The 18502-nt window shown below is 63.3% G+C and carries 1 protein-coding gene; it reads left to right on the top strand.

Annotation, left to right across the window (positions count from 1 at the left end):
- Positions 1-19 precede the first annotated feature (19 nt).
- Positions 20-18481 carry an Ig-like domain-containing protein gene (locus ACOAP0_RS15265; protein ID WP_498377099.1) on the top strand — a complete coding sequence of 6154 codons (18462 nt, stop codon included), beginning with the start codon at positions 20-22 and terminating at the stop codon, positions 18479-18481.
- Positions 18482-18502 lie beyond the last annotated feature (21 nt).

The following is an 18502-nucleotide window of genomic DNA, read 5'->3' on the forward strand; positions in this document are numbered from 1 at the left end:
AAATAAAAGGAAATACACCATGACCATTGCAATTAAATACTTCATTGGCGACCCCAATGGCAACTTCATCGACTGGGCGCAGCGAATTACCGAACTCAGCATTTTGGGGAAGGAGGCGCAAATCGTCGGCGGCGGCGGTGTCGATACGGTGTTTGTACAGGCGGGTGCCTCTGCTGACCTGACAGATCTGAGTACGGGTAATGATGTCGTTTATTTGACGGGTAATCTGGCCCACTACAGTCAGAGCATTGACCAAGATACAGGCGTGTACACCTTTACCCGGACAGTCGGACTGCCCGTCGGGCAAAGCGAGGTGGTCAAGGTCACGGTCAGCAATGAGAGTGATGTGCTCTATTTCGCCGATGGTCATATCACCCTCAACGCCGAGACAGATGCCCGGCTGTACGACGCCAACTCGGCCACGCCGTTCCAAACAATCGATCCAACTTGGTTAACTAACGGGGGCACGCCAGCAGTCTTGTCAGAGTTGGGTGCAAGCACCACCTCAACGACGCCAGTCAAGGTGTTTGTTTTTGATTCTGAAGGCGTAGCGATACCGCAGGCACCGCAAGTGGGGCAGGTGATGAAGGTGGTCGGAGCGGGTGGCGCGGATTCGGTTTATGTGAGAGCTGGCACATCGGTGGATGCCACTGACTTGGGACCAGGCGACGACAAAATCTATCTGACAGGCAACTTTGCCGATTACGCGCAAAGCATCAATCAAGAAACCGGGGTATACACCCTGACGCGGACAGCCGGTTTGCCAGTTGGTGCGGTGGAAGTCGTCACCATCACGGTGAGCAACGAAAACGATGTGTTGTATTTCGCAGACGGGCGCATCACTCTGAACGCCGAGACGGATGCTCGACTGTACGACGGCAATTTGCCCGAACCATTTCAGAAAATTCAGTCTGCATGGCTGGATACTTCTGCCACCACCCCCGGCCTGTCTGACATCCAGTCGGTCACCATCGACACCACCGCCACCAGCGCCACCACCAACAGCTACCTCAACGAAGGCGACACCGTCGTCGTCAGCGTGGTCATGAAAAAACCGGTGGATGTCGCAGGCACGCCCAAGCTGGCCATCCAGGTCGGCTCGGTCACTGAATATGCCAATTACGATGCAATACTCACCGGTGCCAACGCACAGGGCCTCACAACCCTCAAATTCAAATACACCGTGCCTGCTGGTGGTACCAAGGCCTTGTATGACTCGGATGGCTTCAGCATCACAGCCAACGCGATCACATTCACAAACGGCGGAGCCAGTGGCAGCATCAAGCTGCATGCCGATGGCACCACAGACGCCAAACTCACCCACGCCCTGGTGGCCGACAACGCCAGCTACAAGGTCGACAACGTGGCCCCCACAGCCACCCCAGGCACCGCAACATTCACTTTGGCGGAAGACGGTGGTGTCGGCAACATCACCAAAGGCCAAGACTCGTCCGAGATCACCGTTACCAAGAGCGACAACAGTGGCACGGCCAACTTTGACACCGCCACCATGACCTCGACCGGCGGCTGGTTGGCCACAGGCAATGCCAACCAGTTCACCAAAGTAGGCACTTACGGTACAGCCACGTTTGACAAGTCCACAGGCAAAGTCAGCTACGCGCTCGACAACAGCGATACAGACACCCAAAACCTGACCGCTGCCAGCACTGGCATCAAAGAAACCTTCACCATCTCCGTCATTGACAATGCGGGCAACACGGTCAGCACCGATGCCGTGTTCGCCATCACCGGCGCCAACGACACCCCTGCCATCACCGTCACAGGCACAGACAGCGCCACGCCGAGCCTCACCATCAACTACGGCAGCAACCGTGGCAACGCCATCAGCACCACCGGCACCCTGACCTTGCGTGACGCAGACACCAGCGACACCGTCAACGTGACGGTAGAAAGCGTGGCAGAAGGCGGCAATGGCGCGTCATACAAACCAAGCACACTGACCAACGATGCGCTCAAAGCGCTGCTCACCCTCACCGGCGGCACGGGCACCAACAACACCGCCGACAGCACGCAAAGCAACAACCTCAGCTGGTCGTTCGACAGCGGTGACAGCACCGCACTCAGCAAAGCCTTCAGCTGGCTGGCCACGGGCGAGACCTACACACTGACCTACACCCTCAAAGCCACCGACAACAGCGGTCAAGCTGCCACAGCCAGCAGCACCAGCACCGTGACGGTCACCATCAACGGCTCGGGCATCCGGACCAACGGCGTGGTCACGAACGGCCCGCAACTGAGCACAGACACCAGCTCCACCATGGCCTTGTACGACGGCCAAACAGGCAGCTTGTTGACCAACATGAGCTTTGACACCGGCAACGTCAAATACACCGGCGTGCTCGACAACAGCTATGCCGGCAAAGTGGTGATTGCCAAATTTGTAGACAACAGCAGCGCCCCCAACTACGTGAGCGAAGCCACAGGCTTGCCCACCGACCTGGGCGTGGGCACCGTGCTCACCACGGTGGCCGCCATTGACAGCAGCAAAGCAGGCCAATCCGTCACCCTCAGCGTCACCCCACTGACCACCGCTGCGGCCAACAAACTGGGCGTGAGCGCACCGGCGGCCAGCGGCGCGCCCACGCTGCCCAGCACCTGGGGCAGCAAAACGTTGGCTGATATCCAATCCGACGTACTCACCGCCAACAAAGCCGTGGCCAAGGCCTTCAGCATTGTGGACGACAGTGGCAACGGCATTGACATCGCCACCCAGAGTGTGAACACCACGGTCAACACATCCGGGAACGTGGTCGCGAGCGTGGTCACCGATAACAACGGCACAGCCGACACCGCCACCAAAATCGCCAACGCCTACGGCCGCGCCTTGGCCGTGATTGCCAATGCGCAAAGCGCTTACGCCAAAGCCCAAGACCTCAGCAACTTCACCGCCGCAGACATCGCGCTCACCATTGCTGGCGCGTTAGATACGACAGCAGGTTCGCTGACCAATACCTCCGCCCAAACCAGCAATTTGCAGACCGCCATCAAACAGGGCATTGGCGCGGCGGCCGTGGGCTTTGGTGGCCAAGGCGCACAACTGCTGACGGCACAAGGCAGTGCGATCATTCGCGCCTTCACGGGCGTGTCCATGACCTTGATGGTCGACACCACGAACAACGCCTCGGCCGACAGCTACCTCAACGCCAACGAAAACACGGTTGACCTCGTCATTGGCGGCACATTCACCGCAAACCAAACCCTCAAGCTGCTCAGCGGCAACACCTCCATCGCCTTCAGTGTGAACGGTATCCCCGTCACGGCCAGCGGCGCTGGCTACACCGTTCCAAGCCCCAGCACCGCCATCACCGTCACCGTGGCACGGTCGGCATTGGGTGCAGATTCCACCACCCCCTATTCAGTCAAGGCGCGGTTGTTCGCCGTCGGTGGTGCCAGCTACTCCGAATCCACCGTGCAGCCCCTGGTGGTCGACACCCAACTGGCCACCCCCAACGCCAAACTCGCGCTCGACAGCACCAACGGCCTGGCGGGCAACAACATCGACGGCATCACCAACAGCGGTGCCATCGTGGCCGCCAACAACACCGAAACCGGCGCCAAAGTCGAATACCGCGTCACCAAAGACGGCAATGTGCTCAACAGCGGCACCAACGGCGGCTGGAGCACCACCTACACCGCCCCCGTTGCCAATGGCGCGAACGAAGGCGTCTACAAAGTCGACATCCGCCAGACCGATCTGGCGGGCAACGTCAACGGCACCAGCGCAGTGGGCAACGTGGCCGCGATGCAAAGCATCACCTTCACGCTTGACAGCACGAAGCCCGCCACGCCCACGGCCACCTTCACCGACAGCACCAACGGCGTCAGCGGCAACGATGCCGACAACATCACCAACAGCCTCGCCGTGGGAGCGCCTGGCTACGCAGAGACAGGTGCCAAAGTCGAATACAGGCTCAGCAAAGGCACCCTGAGCGGCAGCACATTCACGGCCACCAGCGTGGTCAGCGACTGGAGCACCAGCTACGCCGCCCCAGCGGCCAACGGCACAGCCGATGGTGCCTACCAAGTCGAAGTGCGCCAGACCGACCGGGCGGGCAACGTCAGCGACGTGCAAACCCGCACCTTCACGCTCGACAGCACCGCACCCGCCGTGCCCAACGCCAAGCTGAGCTACGACACAGCCCCTGGCTTCAATATCACCACGGCCAGTGCGGTGGTCAACAACGACGGCATCACCAGCCGTGGCGACATCACCGCGCCCACCCGCGAGGCAGGCGACAAAGTCGAATACCGCGTCACCAACAAAACCACCGGCGCAACCGTTGCCAACTGGAGCGAAACCTACACCGTTCCACAGAGCGACGGCACCTACCAAGTCGACGTGCGTCAGACCGACAAGGCGGGCAACGCCAGCGTGCAAACCCTCAACTTCACGCTCGACACCCAGGCCACCAACACCCTCAGCTTCAGTGGTTTGAGCGGCACCGTCTATCCCAACACCATCATCTCTGGCACGGGCGCAGAAGCCGGTGCCACGGTGCAGCTCTTGTCTGACGGCACGCCTGTGGGCCAAACCACCGCAGGCAATGACGGCAGCTTCAACTTCACACTGGCTGCGCCAGCGAGTGCCGGCACCAAGGCCTTCAGCCTCCAATACACCGACAAAGCGGGCAACACCAGCACGCCTAGCGCGACAACCAACGTCGACTGGCAAAGCGCCGTACAAGCCGTGGCCCCCGCCCAGCTCACCAGCCTGGGCCTGACGGCCGCCACCGACAGCGGCGTGAGCCAATCTGACGGCATCACCAACGTCGCTGCCGCTACCCTGACCGGCAGCGGTGCCTTGGGCAGCGCCTACATCCAGATCTTCAAAAACGGGTCTCCCACTGCGCTCAACGCCAGCACCCCCGTTCAGGCCGATGCCAACGGCGTCTGGCAATACACCCTGAGTGGCGGGGATGTGCTGAGTGCCAACACCACCTTCACCGTCAAGCAAGCCAGCAGCCTCACCGGCACCTGGAGCCCCGCCTCGTCGGCTTACACCGTCGTGTTTGACAACATCAAACCCGGTGGTTCTGTGAGCACCGATCCAGGCACAGCGCCTGGCGCGGTGGCGCTTGACGCCAGCTCTGATACCAGCAGCAGCCTCAACAGCACCGGCACCAATGCCGACCGCATCACCAACAGCCGCACCCTCAAGCTCAGCGGCACGGTGGCCGCCAACAACAGCGATGGCTATGTGGACGTCATGGACAACGGCATCAAAGTCGCCACCGTGCAAGCCACCGGCACCAGCTGGACCACCACCCTCACCAACGTGAGCGAGGCCCGGCACAACTACACCGCACGTCAATACGACGCGGCAGGCAACATCAGCGGCACAGACAGCACCGCCACCTTGGTGGTGGTCGACCTCACCGCCAATGCCCCCACCGCTGCCGTGCTCGACCCCGGCAGCGACACCGGCACCAAAGGCGACGGCACGACCACCGTCACCACGCCCAGACTCAGTGGCTCAGGCGGCGAAGCCGGGGCCACCATCCAGGTCTATGCCGGCACCAGCACCACGCCCGTGGCCACTGGCACTGTCAACGCCGACGGCACCTGGGCCATCTTGCCTGGGCTCACCAGCGCATCGGGTGGCTGGGCCAGCGCCCTGACCACCGGCGTGCAAGTCCTCACCGTCAAGCAAACCGACTTGGCAGGCAACACCAGCAACGCATCTGCGCCGCTGAGCCTGACCATTGCAGCGCCAGTGACCGTGAACGCACCCACCGGCTTCAAACTCACCGGCACCACAGCGGTGGACACAGGTTTCAGCCAAACCGACAACATCACCAGCGCCACCTCGCTCACCTTCACCGGCAGCGGCGCGGTGGCAGGCGGCACGGTGGAGGTCTGGCAATTCGACCCCACAGGCACCACCGCCTTGAACCGACTGGGCACCTCGTCCACCACCACCAGTGGCACCTGGACCACCGGCGTCATCACCAGCAACGCCAGCGTACTGCCAGAAAGCTCAAGCGCCTACGTCATCAAAGCCCGCGTGCTCGACGCCCAAGGCAACGCCAGTGCATTCACCACAGGCATCAGTGGCACAGACACACTCAGCCTGACCATCGACCGCACCGCGCCTGTCACCAACCTCACGTTCGTGGGAGGGCTGTCCGTAGACAGCGGCCGCAACAGCACAGACGGCGTGACCAACGAGAGCACACAAACCCTCACAGTCAGCGGGGCCACACCGGGTTCCAGGGTGCAAATCTTCAACGGCACCAGCACCACGGCACTGGCCACACTGACAGAAACCAGCATACCGGGCACCTTCAGCGGCCAAGTCACCTTGCCCGCAGGCTTCACCTACAGCCTGCGTGCCGCCGAAGTCGACACCGCAGGCAACGTGGGCTCGCGCAGCACCGTCGCCTTGGCCGTCACAGTCGACCAAGCCGCCCCCAGCGCCTTGACCATCAACACCCCACCAACCAGCGGGGCCGCCCAACCCACCATCACCGGCAGCGGTGCCGAAGCCAACGCCATCATCGAACTGGTCAGCGCCGCAGACGGTACCACCGTCTTGGCCAGTGGCTACACCAGCACTTCGGGTACATGGTCTGTCCAGCTGCCCAACCAAGCCACCGGTTCGGACCAAATCATCAGCTTCAAGGCTCGCCAAAAAGACCTGGCTGGCAACGCCAGCGACCTGCAGGCATTGGCCTCATCGGTCACGATCAGCGCCACCAGTGCTGGCGTCACCGCCAACACCACAGTGGTGCCCCAACTGGCCGCGCCTGTGCTCAAGGCCAGTTCTGACAGCGGAGCCTTCAACAACGACGGCATCACCAACGCCACCCAGCCCGTGCTGGTCATCAGCGGGGTGAGCAGCAGCGTTACCGCAGGCACTCAGTTGAAGGCCTACAACGGCTTGGTCGAAGTCCCAGGCACCTTCTCCGCTGGCACTGGCGCAGGCGTGTGGGAGTTCACCCCCACCACACCATTGGCAGCTGCCAACTACAGCTTCAACGTCACCCAAACCGTGGGCAGCACGACTTCTGCGGTCAGCCCCAACCTGGCCGTCACGGTAGACACCGCCTCTGCAGCGCCCGTGCTCATCACCACCACCGCAGCCGTGGTGGGCACCAACACCAGCGTCACCGTCACGGGTGAAGCGGGGGGCATCATCGAAGTGATCGACAGTTACAACAACGGCACCACCACGGTCAGCTCCACCGTGGGTCGCATCACGCTCACCTCCACAGCGGGCACCACAGTGCCCGTCACCTTGCCAGGTGTAGGCACACACACCCTGACCCTGCGCCAAACCGACTTGGCGGGCAACACCAAGTTGGTGGGAGGGGCGGACGCCCTGTCCACCGGCTCCGTTGTCTACGCCGTCAACCCCGCGCCCGCCACAGCACCGGTACTGAACAACTTGTCGACAAGCGACGACACGTTCAGCATCACTGGCTCACAAACGGTTAACAGCCAAGTCGTGAACTACGGCACAGACAACACCACCAAAAATACCACCGTCACCGTCAGCGGCTCGTGGGCCAACAACGGCGACGCCATCCAGCTCTTCCAGCTCCAAAGCGACGGCAGCACCTATGTGGCTGTGGGCACCCCCATCACAGTCACTGCTGGGGCTTGGTCGACCACGGTCAACCTCAACACCAACGCCACCACCACGCTCAAAGCCCGGGCCAGCAACCCGATGGGCAGCTCGGACTTTTCAGCCAACGCACTGACCATCACCCACGACAGCCTGGCCCCCACAGTGCCCACCGTGGGCTTGGCCGCCGCTTCTGACAGCGGCGTGCAAGGCGACAACCGCACCAACAGCGCCACCATCACCCTCACCGGCACCGCCGAAGCGGGTGCGCTCATCAGGGTCTACACCGGCAGTGCCGAAGTCAACTCTGGCACAGTGGTCTATGCCGACAGCCAAGGCAACTGGAGCAAAGACGTACCCAACATTTCGGCCAGCACCACCTATGTGGTCACCGCCACCGACAAGGCAGGCAACGTCAGCAGCACAGGCACCGCCACAGGTGTGGCCAACACAGGAACAGGCACCAGCTATGCCGTCATCTTTGACAACACAGCCCCCACCAGCCAATTGATCATCACTGGCGGTGCCAATATCAGCACCTCTTTGCTGCCCAGCGTGGCAGGCACCGGGGCCGAGGTGGTCAACGGAGTAGGGGCCTTTGTCGAGATCTACTCCAGCAACAACGACCTGCTGGGCCGCACACAGGCCAACAGCGCAGGCGCATGGTCCTTGCAACTGACCAGCCTCGACAAAGCTGGCAGCTACGCCATCACCGCTAAAACACGCGACGCGGCTGGCAACCTGCAAACCACAGGCACCGCCACATCCACCCTCACGGTGGCAGACAACACCCCCATCGTGGCCCCCACGACCACAGCGCTGCCCAACATCACCCTGCTCGCTGCCGACGACACCGGCACCCCGGGCGACAACGCCACCGTGCTGGCCCGCCCGCGCCTGACCGGCACCGGCGCTGTGCCTGCGGCTGTTGTACAGGTGTTCAAGAGCGGCAGCTTGATCGGCAGCGGCGTGGTCAATGGCGACGGCACATGGACCATAACCCCCACGGTAGACCTCACCACAGGTTCTAACAGCCTCACCGCCACCCAACAACTGGCGGGGCAGAGCGTCAGCGCCAGCACGTCCTACAGCGTGACGATCAACACGCCCACAGCAAGCAACGCCATCACCATCACCGCGAACATCGCCACCGATGACAAGATCAATGCCACTGAGTTGAACGCTGGCGTGACCCTCAGCGGTGCCACCACCGCCACGAGCACGAGCCAGGTCAGCCTGACCCTGACCAACAAAGTCACCGGGGCCAGCTTCACGGTCAACCCCACCACCGTGAGCTCAAGCACTTGGTCGTACTCGCTCAACACGGCCACCGTCAACACCTACAACCTCGGCGGCGACAGCCAACTGGGCAACTTCAACGTCAAGGTCACCCAGACCACCAGCGCAGACAGCGTCAGCGCCACGCGTGACCTCACCATCGGCACCACGGTGCCGGTGGGGGCACCGGGCGGGCCGACCCTGGCCCCGGCCAGCAACAGCGGTAACCTCAACGACAACGTCACCAACATCACCACCCCCACCTTCACCGGCACAGCGGTGGCGGGCAGCAGGGTCAACCTGTACTACGGGGGCACCAATCTGATCGGCACCGGTGTTGCCGACACCAATGGGGTGTACACCATTGCCTACGGTGCAGGTCTGAGCAGCGCTCCTGCAGCCTTGACAGGCGGGGTGGCTGCAACAACGGGCGCAGGCACCACCTACAGCATCACCGCCAAGTACGCCGACGCAGCCAACAACAACGTGGCCAGCACCGCCAGCACCGCGCTCTCCATGGCCGTCGATCTTGCATCGGGCAAACCGGTCGTCAACAACACAAGCGCCAACACCACAACGATCAACCCCATCCTCTCCGGTACTGGCGAGGGCAGGGCCACCATCCAGTTGTTCGATAACGGCAGCGTGACGCCATTTGGCACCACCCAGGTCAGAGCAGACGGGACCTGGTCATTCCAGAGTACCCTTGATGCGGGCTCCCACAACATCATCGCCACACAAACCGACGTGGCGGGCAACGTTGCCAGTGCGGGCACCACGGCTGTGAATTTGACTCTGAGCGGCACTGCCACCACTGCCCCGACCTTCCCCACCTTGGCTGCCAACCAAGACACGGCAGGCGCGGACACCACCGGCACGACCACTGACCAAATCAGCACGGTCAGCAAACCCAGCTTCAACGGCACCAGCACCACCGCTGGCGCCACCTTGCAACTGTGGGCCAACGGCTTGCTGGTGGCCAGCACCACGGCCAGTAGCACCGCCAATGTTGGCGGAACTTTTGACTACGCCTTCACACCAGCCAGCTACACCACGGCCCTGACCAACGTCAACCAGTTGCGCGTGGTGCAAGTGGTGAATGGCGTCAGCTCCACCCCATCGGCCAGCTACACCTGGACGGTGGACAACTTCATCGCTCCCTCCACCCCGGTCCTGACCAGCAGCAGCACCGACAGCTACGGCAACATCTACAGCGCCAGCGTGGCCTCGGGCCTGACCCCCACACTGACCGGCACCACCGAGGCCGGAGCCCGCGTGCAAGTGCTCGACAACGGCGCTCCCGTGGCCACCGTCACCGCCAACGCCAGCGGCGTCTGGACTTATGCTTTCACCAGCCTGGCCAGCGGCAACCACAGCATCACCACCTTGGTGACCGATTTGGCGGGCAACCAGGTTACCTTGAACAAGTCGGCGGCCTATGTGTTCAAAACCCTGACCGCCACCCCCAGCACGCCCACCGTGCAGGTGCTCTCCGGGGGTGACTCGGGCCGCAGCAGCAGCGACGGCGTGACCAACGTCACCAGCCAGACCTTCAAAGGCACCGTGAGCGTGACGGCCGGGCAAGACGCCCCCACCGTCAACATTTATGACACCGTCACCGTCAACGGCACACCTACAACCACCTTGCTGGGCACCGCCACGGCCGACAACACCGGCGCTTGGGTCTACACCGCCACCCTGGCCACGGGCAGCACCCACACCATCACCGCACGGGCCAAAGACCTCTCGGGCAACCTGAGCAGTGCCACCCCCGTGACCACGCTCACGGTCGACACCACCGCCCCGAGCACACCGGCAGCGCCCACCTTGGGCACAGACCAAGACACCGCAGGCAGCGGCACCACGGGCACCACCGGCGACGGCATCACCCGCATCACCCAGCCGGTGCTCACCGGCACGGTCGAAGCCGACACCACGGTGGAGCTGTACGACAACGGCAACCTGGTGGGTTCACTGCTGACCGCAACTGGCAGCTACAGCATCAGCCCCAGCGCCCCTCTGGCGCAAGGCGCGCACAGCCTCACCGTGCAGGTGGTGGACGCCGCGGGCAACCGCAGCGCAGCCAGCCCGGCGACAGCCATTACGGTGGACAGCACCATCAGCCCCATCAGCTTCTTTGGCTTGCCCAGTGCCAACGTGCTTTTCAGCAGCGGTGGCGTGATCACCACCACCAGCACCAGCCCCACTCTGCAGGGCTTCGGCGAAGCCGGGGCCACCGTTACCGTTTTCAACGGCAGCAACACGGTGGGCACCGCCACAGTCGGCACCGATGGCAAATGGACCGTCGCACCTTCGTCTGCCTTGACAGACAACACCACCTACACCCTGACCGCGCAGCAGGTTGACCGGGCGGGCAACACCAGTACCGCCACGGCTCCGCTGACCCTTCGGGTTGAGACGGGTGCCACGGCCCCCACCCTCAGCCTGCAAACCAGCAGCGACACCGGCACGCTGGACGACGGCATCACCGCCCGAAGCACCCCCACCGTGGTCAACAAGGCGGGTCAGGGTACGGCCACAGCGGGCGACACCGTTAACCTGTACAACGACACCACCGGCGCCGTGCTGGGCAGCGGCGTGGCCGACGCCAATGGCAACTGGGCCATCACCCTCACCTCGGCCTTGGTCGACAACACTTACAGCCTGATCGCCAAAGTGGGTGCCTACAACGGCGGCACCACCCTGGGCACCCTCGGCCTCAAGATCGACAGCCAGCCCGACGCCGCTCCCACGGGCCTCGCTTTGGCTGCCGACAGCGACACCGGCACCCTGGGTGACAACCTCACCAACCTGAGCAGCCCGGTCATTGCCGGTGGCGGTGCCACCGCAGGCGCCACCGTGCGCCTGCTTGAAGGCAGCACCTTGCTGGGCCAGGGCGTGGCCGACGGCGCAGGCAACTGGCGCGTGCAAAGCGCCACCCTGAGCGCGGGTGCCCACACCCTCACCGCCGTGCAGGTGGACGCCGCAGGCAACGTGTCTGGTGCTTCCAACGCGCTGGTGGTCACGGTGGACACCGCCGCCGCCGCCCTGAGTGCCCCGGTGCTCAACGCCGCAGACGACACCGGCATCCTGGACAACCGCACCAGCCAAAGCAGCCTGACCGTGAGCGGGCAGGGGGCCGAGGCCAACGCCTGGGTCAGCGTGTTCAACACCGCCAATGGCGTGACCACGCAGCTCGCCCGCGTGCAAGCGGGTGCAGACGGCAAGTGGAGCGCCGCGCTCACCGGCCTGCCCGGCAGCGCCACCGGCACCGCTTACAGCCTGACGGCCCGCCAGCTGGACGCCGCAGGCAACATCAGTGCCGCCAGCACTGCGCTGGCCCTGGTGGTGGACAACGCCGCCGCAGCACCCACCATCGCGCTCGACAGCTCCAGCGCCACCAACGACACCGGCACCCTGGGTGACGGCCGCACCCAAAACACCCGCCCTGTGCTCAAGGGCACGGCCGAAGCCGGTGCCACCGTGCAGGTGCTGCTCGACGCCGGCAATGGCACCACCACCCTGCTGGCCACCGTGGTGGCTGACAGTGCCGGCGCCTTCAGCTGGACCCCCGGCGCCGACCTGACCCAAGGCACCTACCGCCTGCTGACGCGCCAGACCGACGTGGCGGGTAACACCTCGGTGCTGTCTGCGGCTTACTCGCTCCTGATTTTGCCAAGCACCACCGTGAACACAGACATCCTCAAAACCGGGGGAATCGGTGGCGGACAGTTGGTGGACTTGAACAACGACGGTTTGGTGGACGTGATGAAGTACACCACCGTCGCGGCGCAATCGGTGTATCTGAAAACCCCGACTGGCCTGGATTATGTGCAAGGCCCCTCTTTACCTGCTGGTTTCGCACCCAGTTTGTCCAGCTTGGTCGACCTCAACAACGACGGCATCATGGAGGTCGCCGACCCCTTGGCGAACGGCGCGACGGTAGGCATGAGGGTCTATTTCTGGAACTCCTCGCAGAGTACAGTCAGCATCTCTGCAGGTGTTGGCTCTGTCAACCAAGCCTCTGGTTATTTTGCCAATTGGCTGGGCAATGGCAATTTGGGTGCTTCGCTCAACGGCCAACTGGCCACGGCGGTGGCCAATGGCAAGATGGTGGGTGTGGCGGGTAACAGCAACAGTGACCGGCAGAGTGCTGCCTACGACGCCAATGGCGACGGGTACCTGGACGTGATGTACGCCAGCAACTCTGGTGTTTCGGGTCTCTGGATCAACAAAGGCGACGGTACAGCTTTTACTGCAACAGGTCTCCTAAACAATGCCGGGGCAGGTGTCCAAGGCCACATCACCACGATTGACTACAACAACGACGGTGTGTTGGACATCTTCAGTGGCTCTCGGGTGACCCAAGGTTTGGGTAATGGCGTGTACACCAACGTGACCGTCCAGGTGGGTTTCCTCAGCACAGGCTCAAGCGCCAGCAACACCAACGCGATGGTGGCCGATGTCAATGCCGATGGTTGGCAAGACTTGCTGGTATGGTCGCAAACCTACAACTTCGAGGTGTGGCTCAACGTGGGGGGCACCTTCCAATTGCAGACCACCAACAAGGTGTTTGACCTGAGCGGGTCTTTGGTGCTGGACGGTGGCGTGGGTGTTGCAGCCGTTTCGGCCATGGACATCAACGGTGACCGCAGCCTGGACTTGGCGCTGAGCAACTCTGGCGCAGGCATCGTGAGCTACAACGCCACGGCCGTGGCAGAAAACACCTACCTGCGCATCGAGGTGGCCAACAGCACGGGCAACACCACCCTGAGCACGGGTGCCCAGGTGACGCTGTACGACAGCAGTACCGGCAATTTGGTGGCCACCCAACTGGTGGGCAACAACGTGCTAGGTTACAGGGCTTCCCGTGCAGGCGCACCGTATGCCGAGTTCTTTGGCCTGGACCCGGCCAAGACCTACGACGTGGTGGTGCGCTACCCCGGTAACGACCAGGGTGTCACCGTGGTCAGCGGCAAGAGCGGCCTGGGCACCACGGGCATTGCGGGCAGCGTGCTGCGCGAGATCGTCGACAGCCAGCTCACGGCCGTGTCACCGGGCGGCAAAGACGTGATCACCGTCGCCCCAGAAAACCGCAGCACCGCCACCGACGGCGGCAACTGGGTGGGCACCCGCTACGCAGACTACATGGTGGGCGACAAGGGCGACGACACCTTCACCCCCAACGGCGGCAATGTGGGCGAGGCCGGTGACACCATCGACCTCAGCAACGGTGGCCACGACAAAGTGGTGTTCAACACCGTGCTCAACACCTACACGCCAGCGAACATCAGCGGCTTCTCGAACGGCTCGTTCACGCAGGCCGGGGGCAATGGCGACACCATCAATGTGTCTGGCCTGCTCACGGCGCTGGGCTACACCGGTGCGCGTGACGCAGCCAGCGTGGCCAGCGTGCTGCAAGTGGTCGCCTCCCGCGACCTCAGCAGCGACGGTTACACGGTCAGCAGCAGCGGTGCAGCCACACACCTGATGCTGCAAACCAAAAACAGCTCGGGCGCATGGCAAAACGTGGCGCTGATCAAGGGTGCGGGCGGTGTGGAGCTGGCCAACACGCTCACGCCCAGCAATGGGAACTACCTGTCCGCCCTGATGGCCAACGGCAACCTGCAGTTGGGCCAGTTGAGTCTGGGCGGCACCACGCCCGGCATCACCTGGTCAGAGACCCAAGCCAATAGCCTCCAGGCGCTGTACAGCGACCTCACGGTGCTGGCCGACGGGGGCACCTTCAGCCAGGACTTCAGCAAAGGCAGCCTCAAGGTCACCCTGGGCGACGCCTATGCCGAAGACAGGCTCAGCCTGGTGACCACCGGCCTGGTCTCCGTCTCGGGCAGCAACGTGAGCTACAACGGCGTGGTGATCGGCACGGTGGACAGCACGCTCAATGGCACTGCGGGCCAGGCCTTGCAGGTGAACTTGGCGTTTGCGGGCACCAGCCTGAGCAAAGCCGAGCAGGCTGTGGCCGTGCAGGCGGTGGCGCGAGCGGTGCAGTACCAAAACAACGGCAACACCCCGCCCGACTTCTACCGCGACCTGACGCTGCAAGTGAGCGACGGCGAAACCACCGCCAAGATGGTGGGCCAGCTGACCGTGACCCCGCAGGCCAACACCAGCACGGTGGCGGGCAAATCGGTGGTGTCGGGCACCAACGCTGTCGACACCAACCTGGCGGGCACCTCGGGCAACGACACCATCGTGGGCTACGGCGGGCCAGTGATCAATGCGAGCACCAGCAGCGCCACGGGCGACACCATCACCGGCAACGGCGGGCGCGACACCTTTGTCTACCGCAAGGGCAATGTGGGTCGGGACACCATCACCGACTTTGCCGTCTACACCGTGGGCAATGGCACCGCCGCCAGCACCGCCGCCGACACCATCAACGTGGCCGACCTGCTGCAGGGCTATGTGCCAGGCACGAGCAGCGTCAATGACTTTGTGCGCGTGGTGAACAACGGCTCGGGCGTGGCCCAAGTGCAGGTGGACTACAACGGCAAGGCCGACGGCTCAAGCTTCATGCCCTACATGGTCATGAACCTGACCGGCGTGACCCTGGCCAGCACGGGCATGGCCAGCTTTGACGCGCTGCGCGACAGCCTGGTGGCGCACGACCAACTGGTGCTCTCCAGCCAGCAGCTGACCGCGCAGACCACAGCCATGGCCAAAATCACGGCTTATGCCGCGGGCACTGGCACCTTGGGCGTGAGCGATTACGTCAATGCTGGTGTGAGCGGCGTGAGCACCCTCAATCTCGATACCGTGAATGCGAAGGTGCAGGCGGCCTATGTGGCCGCTGGCAACAGCGCCAGTGCGGTGAACGACTCGTTCAAGGTGCAAGACCTGGTGTACCCCACCATCACCGGCGCGGCCGCAAAACTTGTCACTTTGACTGTGAACTATGCGCTGCAGGGCGGCACCAACTACCAGTGGCAAGCCAATGGGGTGGACATCGCCAACGCCACAAACAGCAGCTACACCCTGACCCAAAACGAGGTGGGCAAGACCATCACGGTGGTGGTGAGTTCGGCCACAGACGCCACCCAGAAGTTCACCAGCCTGGCCACGGGCACGGTGGCCTTTGTCAACACGCCTGCGCAGGTGTCCATCAGTGGCACGCCAGACATCGGTCAAGTCTTGAATGCCCAAGTCAGCGACGACGATGGGGTGCCCGGCAGCATCACTTACCAGTGGCTGGCCAATGGCTCGGTCATCAGCGGGCAGACCGGCGCCACCTTGACCGTGACGTCGGCCCTGGCTGACAAGGCCATTGCCGTGAACGTGAGCTACACCGACGTGAAAGGCGGTGTGGAAAACCGCACCAGCGCCACCAGAGGGCCAGTGCCGCTTGAGCTCAGCAACAGCACGAACGATGTGGTGGAGGTCAGCACAGCCAACACCACGCATACGGTGCGCAACTTCGTGGCTTGGAACGGCACAAGCGGAGACAAACTCAACCTGACCAGCTTGCTCACCAACTACAACTCTGCCAACCCCATCACCGATTGGGTGACCAGCATGCAGAAAGTGGGTGCGGACACGGTGATCACCATTGATCCGGACAGCACGGCGGGCTCTGCCCCTGTTCAGACGCTCACCTTCACGAATGTGGACTTGACGGGGCAGACCATCCAGCAGCTCAAGGACAATGGGGTGTTCGTGGCCAGCCGTGCCGCCACGGGTGCCGTGAGCGTCAGCGGCACGCCCGCGCAGGGCGCCACACTCACCGCCGTGACCAGCGCGGTGACAGACCCCGATAACGACACGCTGAGCTTTGCCTACCAGTGGCAGGTGTCGAACACCTACAACGGCCTGTACACCAATGTGGCGACCAATGGCACCAGCAGCACCTACACCCTGGCGGCCGACCAGAGCCAGTTGGGTCAGTTCTTCAGGGTGGTGGTCACTGCCACGGGCGACGGCACGGTGAACGGCACCAGCTTCACCAGCGCCGTGCCCGCTGTGCTCAACACCCCCTTGGTGCTGGCCGCTACGGGTGCCACCGACACGGCCACTGACAATGTGCTGTCCGACGGCGGCTTGGGCAGCCTGGTGCAGTTGTCTCAACTGGGCCTGAGCCCCAGCCAGCTGGGCGCGCTGCAGAGCATCAAGTTCACGAGTTTGACCAACCTGCAGCTGTTCAGCCTGGCCACGGCGGGCGATCCCACCGGCTTGGCCACCAATGTGACGTCGTCATTGGCCACCACCATCTTGAGTCTGGCCGACCTGATCTCGGGCAAGTACCTGATCAAGTACAGCCAGAGCGACGAAGCCACCGCAGGCCGCTTGGCGGCCGGTGCCTTCACGGTCACGCCCACCAGCGGCAGCACGTACGATGCGGCGCTGGACATCGTGATCAGCACCGCCACAGGTGTGGCGGCTTGGGGTGATGAGAGTGGCTATGGGGGGCGTGCCAATTTATCTACCACCGTTGGAGCGGGCGCTGGCGGTATCGACACCCTGCTGGGCACCACACAAGCCGACATTTTGTTTGGCGATGGTTCAGGTGGTGGCGCGGGCGGTGCCGTTCTCAGTGGCAGTTTGTCGGGTGGTGGTGCAGGCTCTGGTTTTGATAATTTGTTTGCCGGTGCAGGCGATGACATTTTGTTTGGCGATGGTTTTGCCGGCAACTCTGTGACCGGTGGAAGCACCTCCGGTGCGAATGGGGGTTACGGCGGCGGCGGTGGCGGTTCCGCGTCCTTGTACGCCGCTGCTGCTGGGGTTGGTGGTACTGGTGGCGTGGGGGCTGGTGCGGGTGGTAGCACTACTGCAAACACACCTCCCAGTCAGTCTGGTGGTTCTTCCACATTGGGCTATCTTGCAACCGGTACAGCCCCGTCGGGCACCTCCAAGGCGAATAACCCATCAGGCGGACAGGGTGCTGGTGTCTCAGCCGATAGCGATGCCACGGCAAGCATCAACTACGTGGCCGAGCTCGACAGCGGTGCCGACAGCACGGCTGGCCAGTTCAACAACGCCGGTGGCACGGTGTCGGGGGCAGTGATTAATGCCCGTGCGGCGTTCCTGGACGGCCCTGGCGGGACCAACTTAGAAGACCGCTTGTTCACCCAGACCATGGGCACGGGTAATGACATCCTTTATGGCGGCTCGGGCAACGACTACATCATGGGCGGCAACGGCGACGACGTGATCACTGGCGGCCAGGGCAACGACATCATGTATGGCCGTGGCGGCGGTGCCTTGTCGGGCACCGACAACGACACCTTTGTCTGGCAGCGTGGCGATGCAGGCCCGACCAACACCAGCACGGCGCTCGACATCGTCCGCGACTTCACGGCCTGGAACGGCTCGGTAGGCGACAAGCTCAACCTCACGCAGTTGCTGGAGGGTTACACCTCGGGCGGCAGCACGCTGACGGACTGGGTCAAGTCCATCTCGACCGGGGTGGCAGGTTCGTCACTCACGTCTCAGGGCGTGGTGGCTGGCAGTTGGGATGCCAGCCAGACCGGCACGCTGATCACGATCGATGTGGACGGCATCGGCGCGGGCTCGGCCACGCAATACATCTTCTTGGCGGGCACCACCTTGTCCACGACGGATGTGAATGCGCTCAAGACCAGCGGGGTGATCATCGCCTGACTGCTTGGGGACAGCGGCCAG

The sequence above is a fragment of the Curvibacter sp. Hmag1.1 genome (assembly GCF_059769165.1).

Bases quoted from the DNA above. Each gene is read 5' to 3' on its own strand.
- ACOAP0_RS15265 (WP_498377099.1), top strand. From the start codon at position 20: ATGACCATTGCAATTAAATACTTCATTGGCGACCCCAATGGCAACTTC.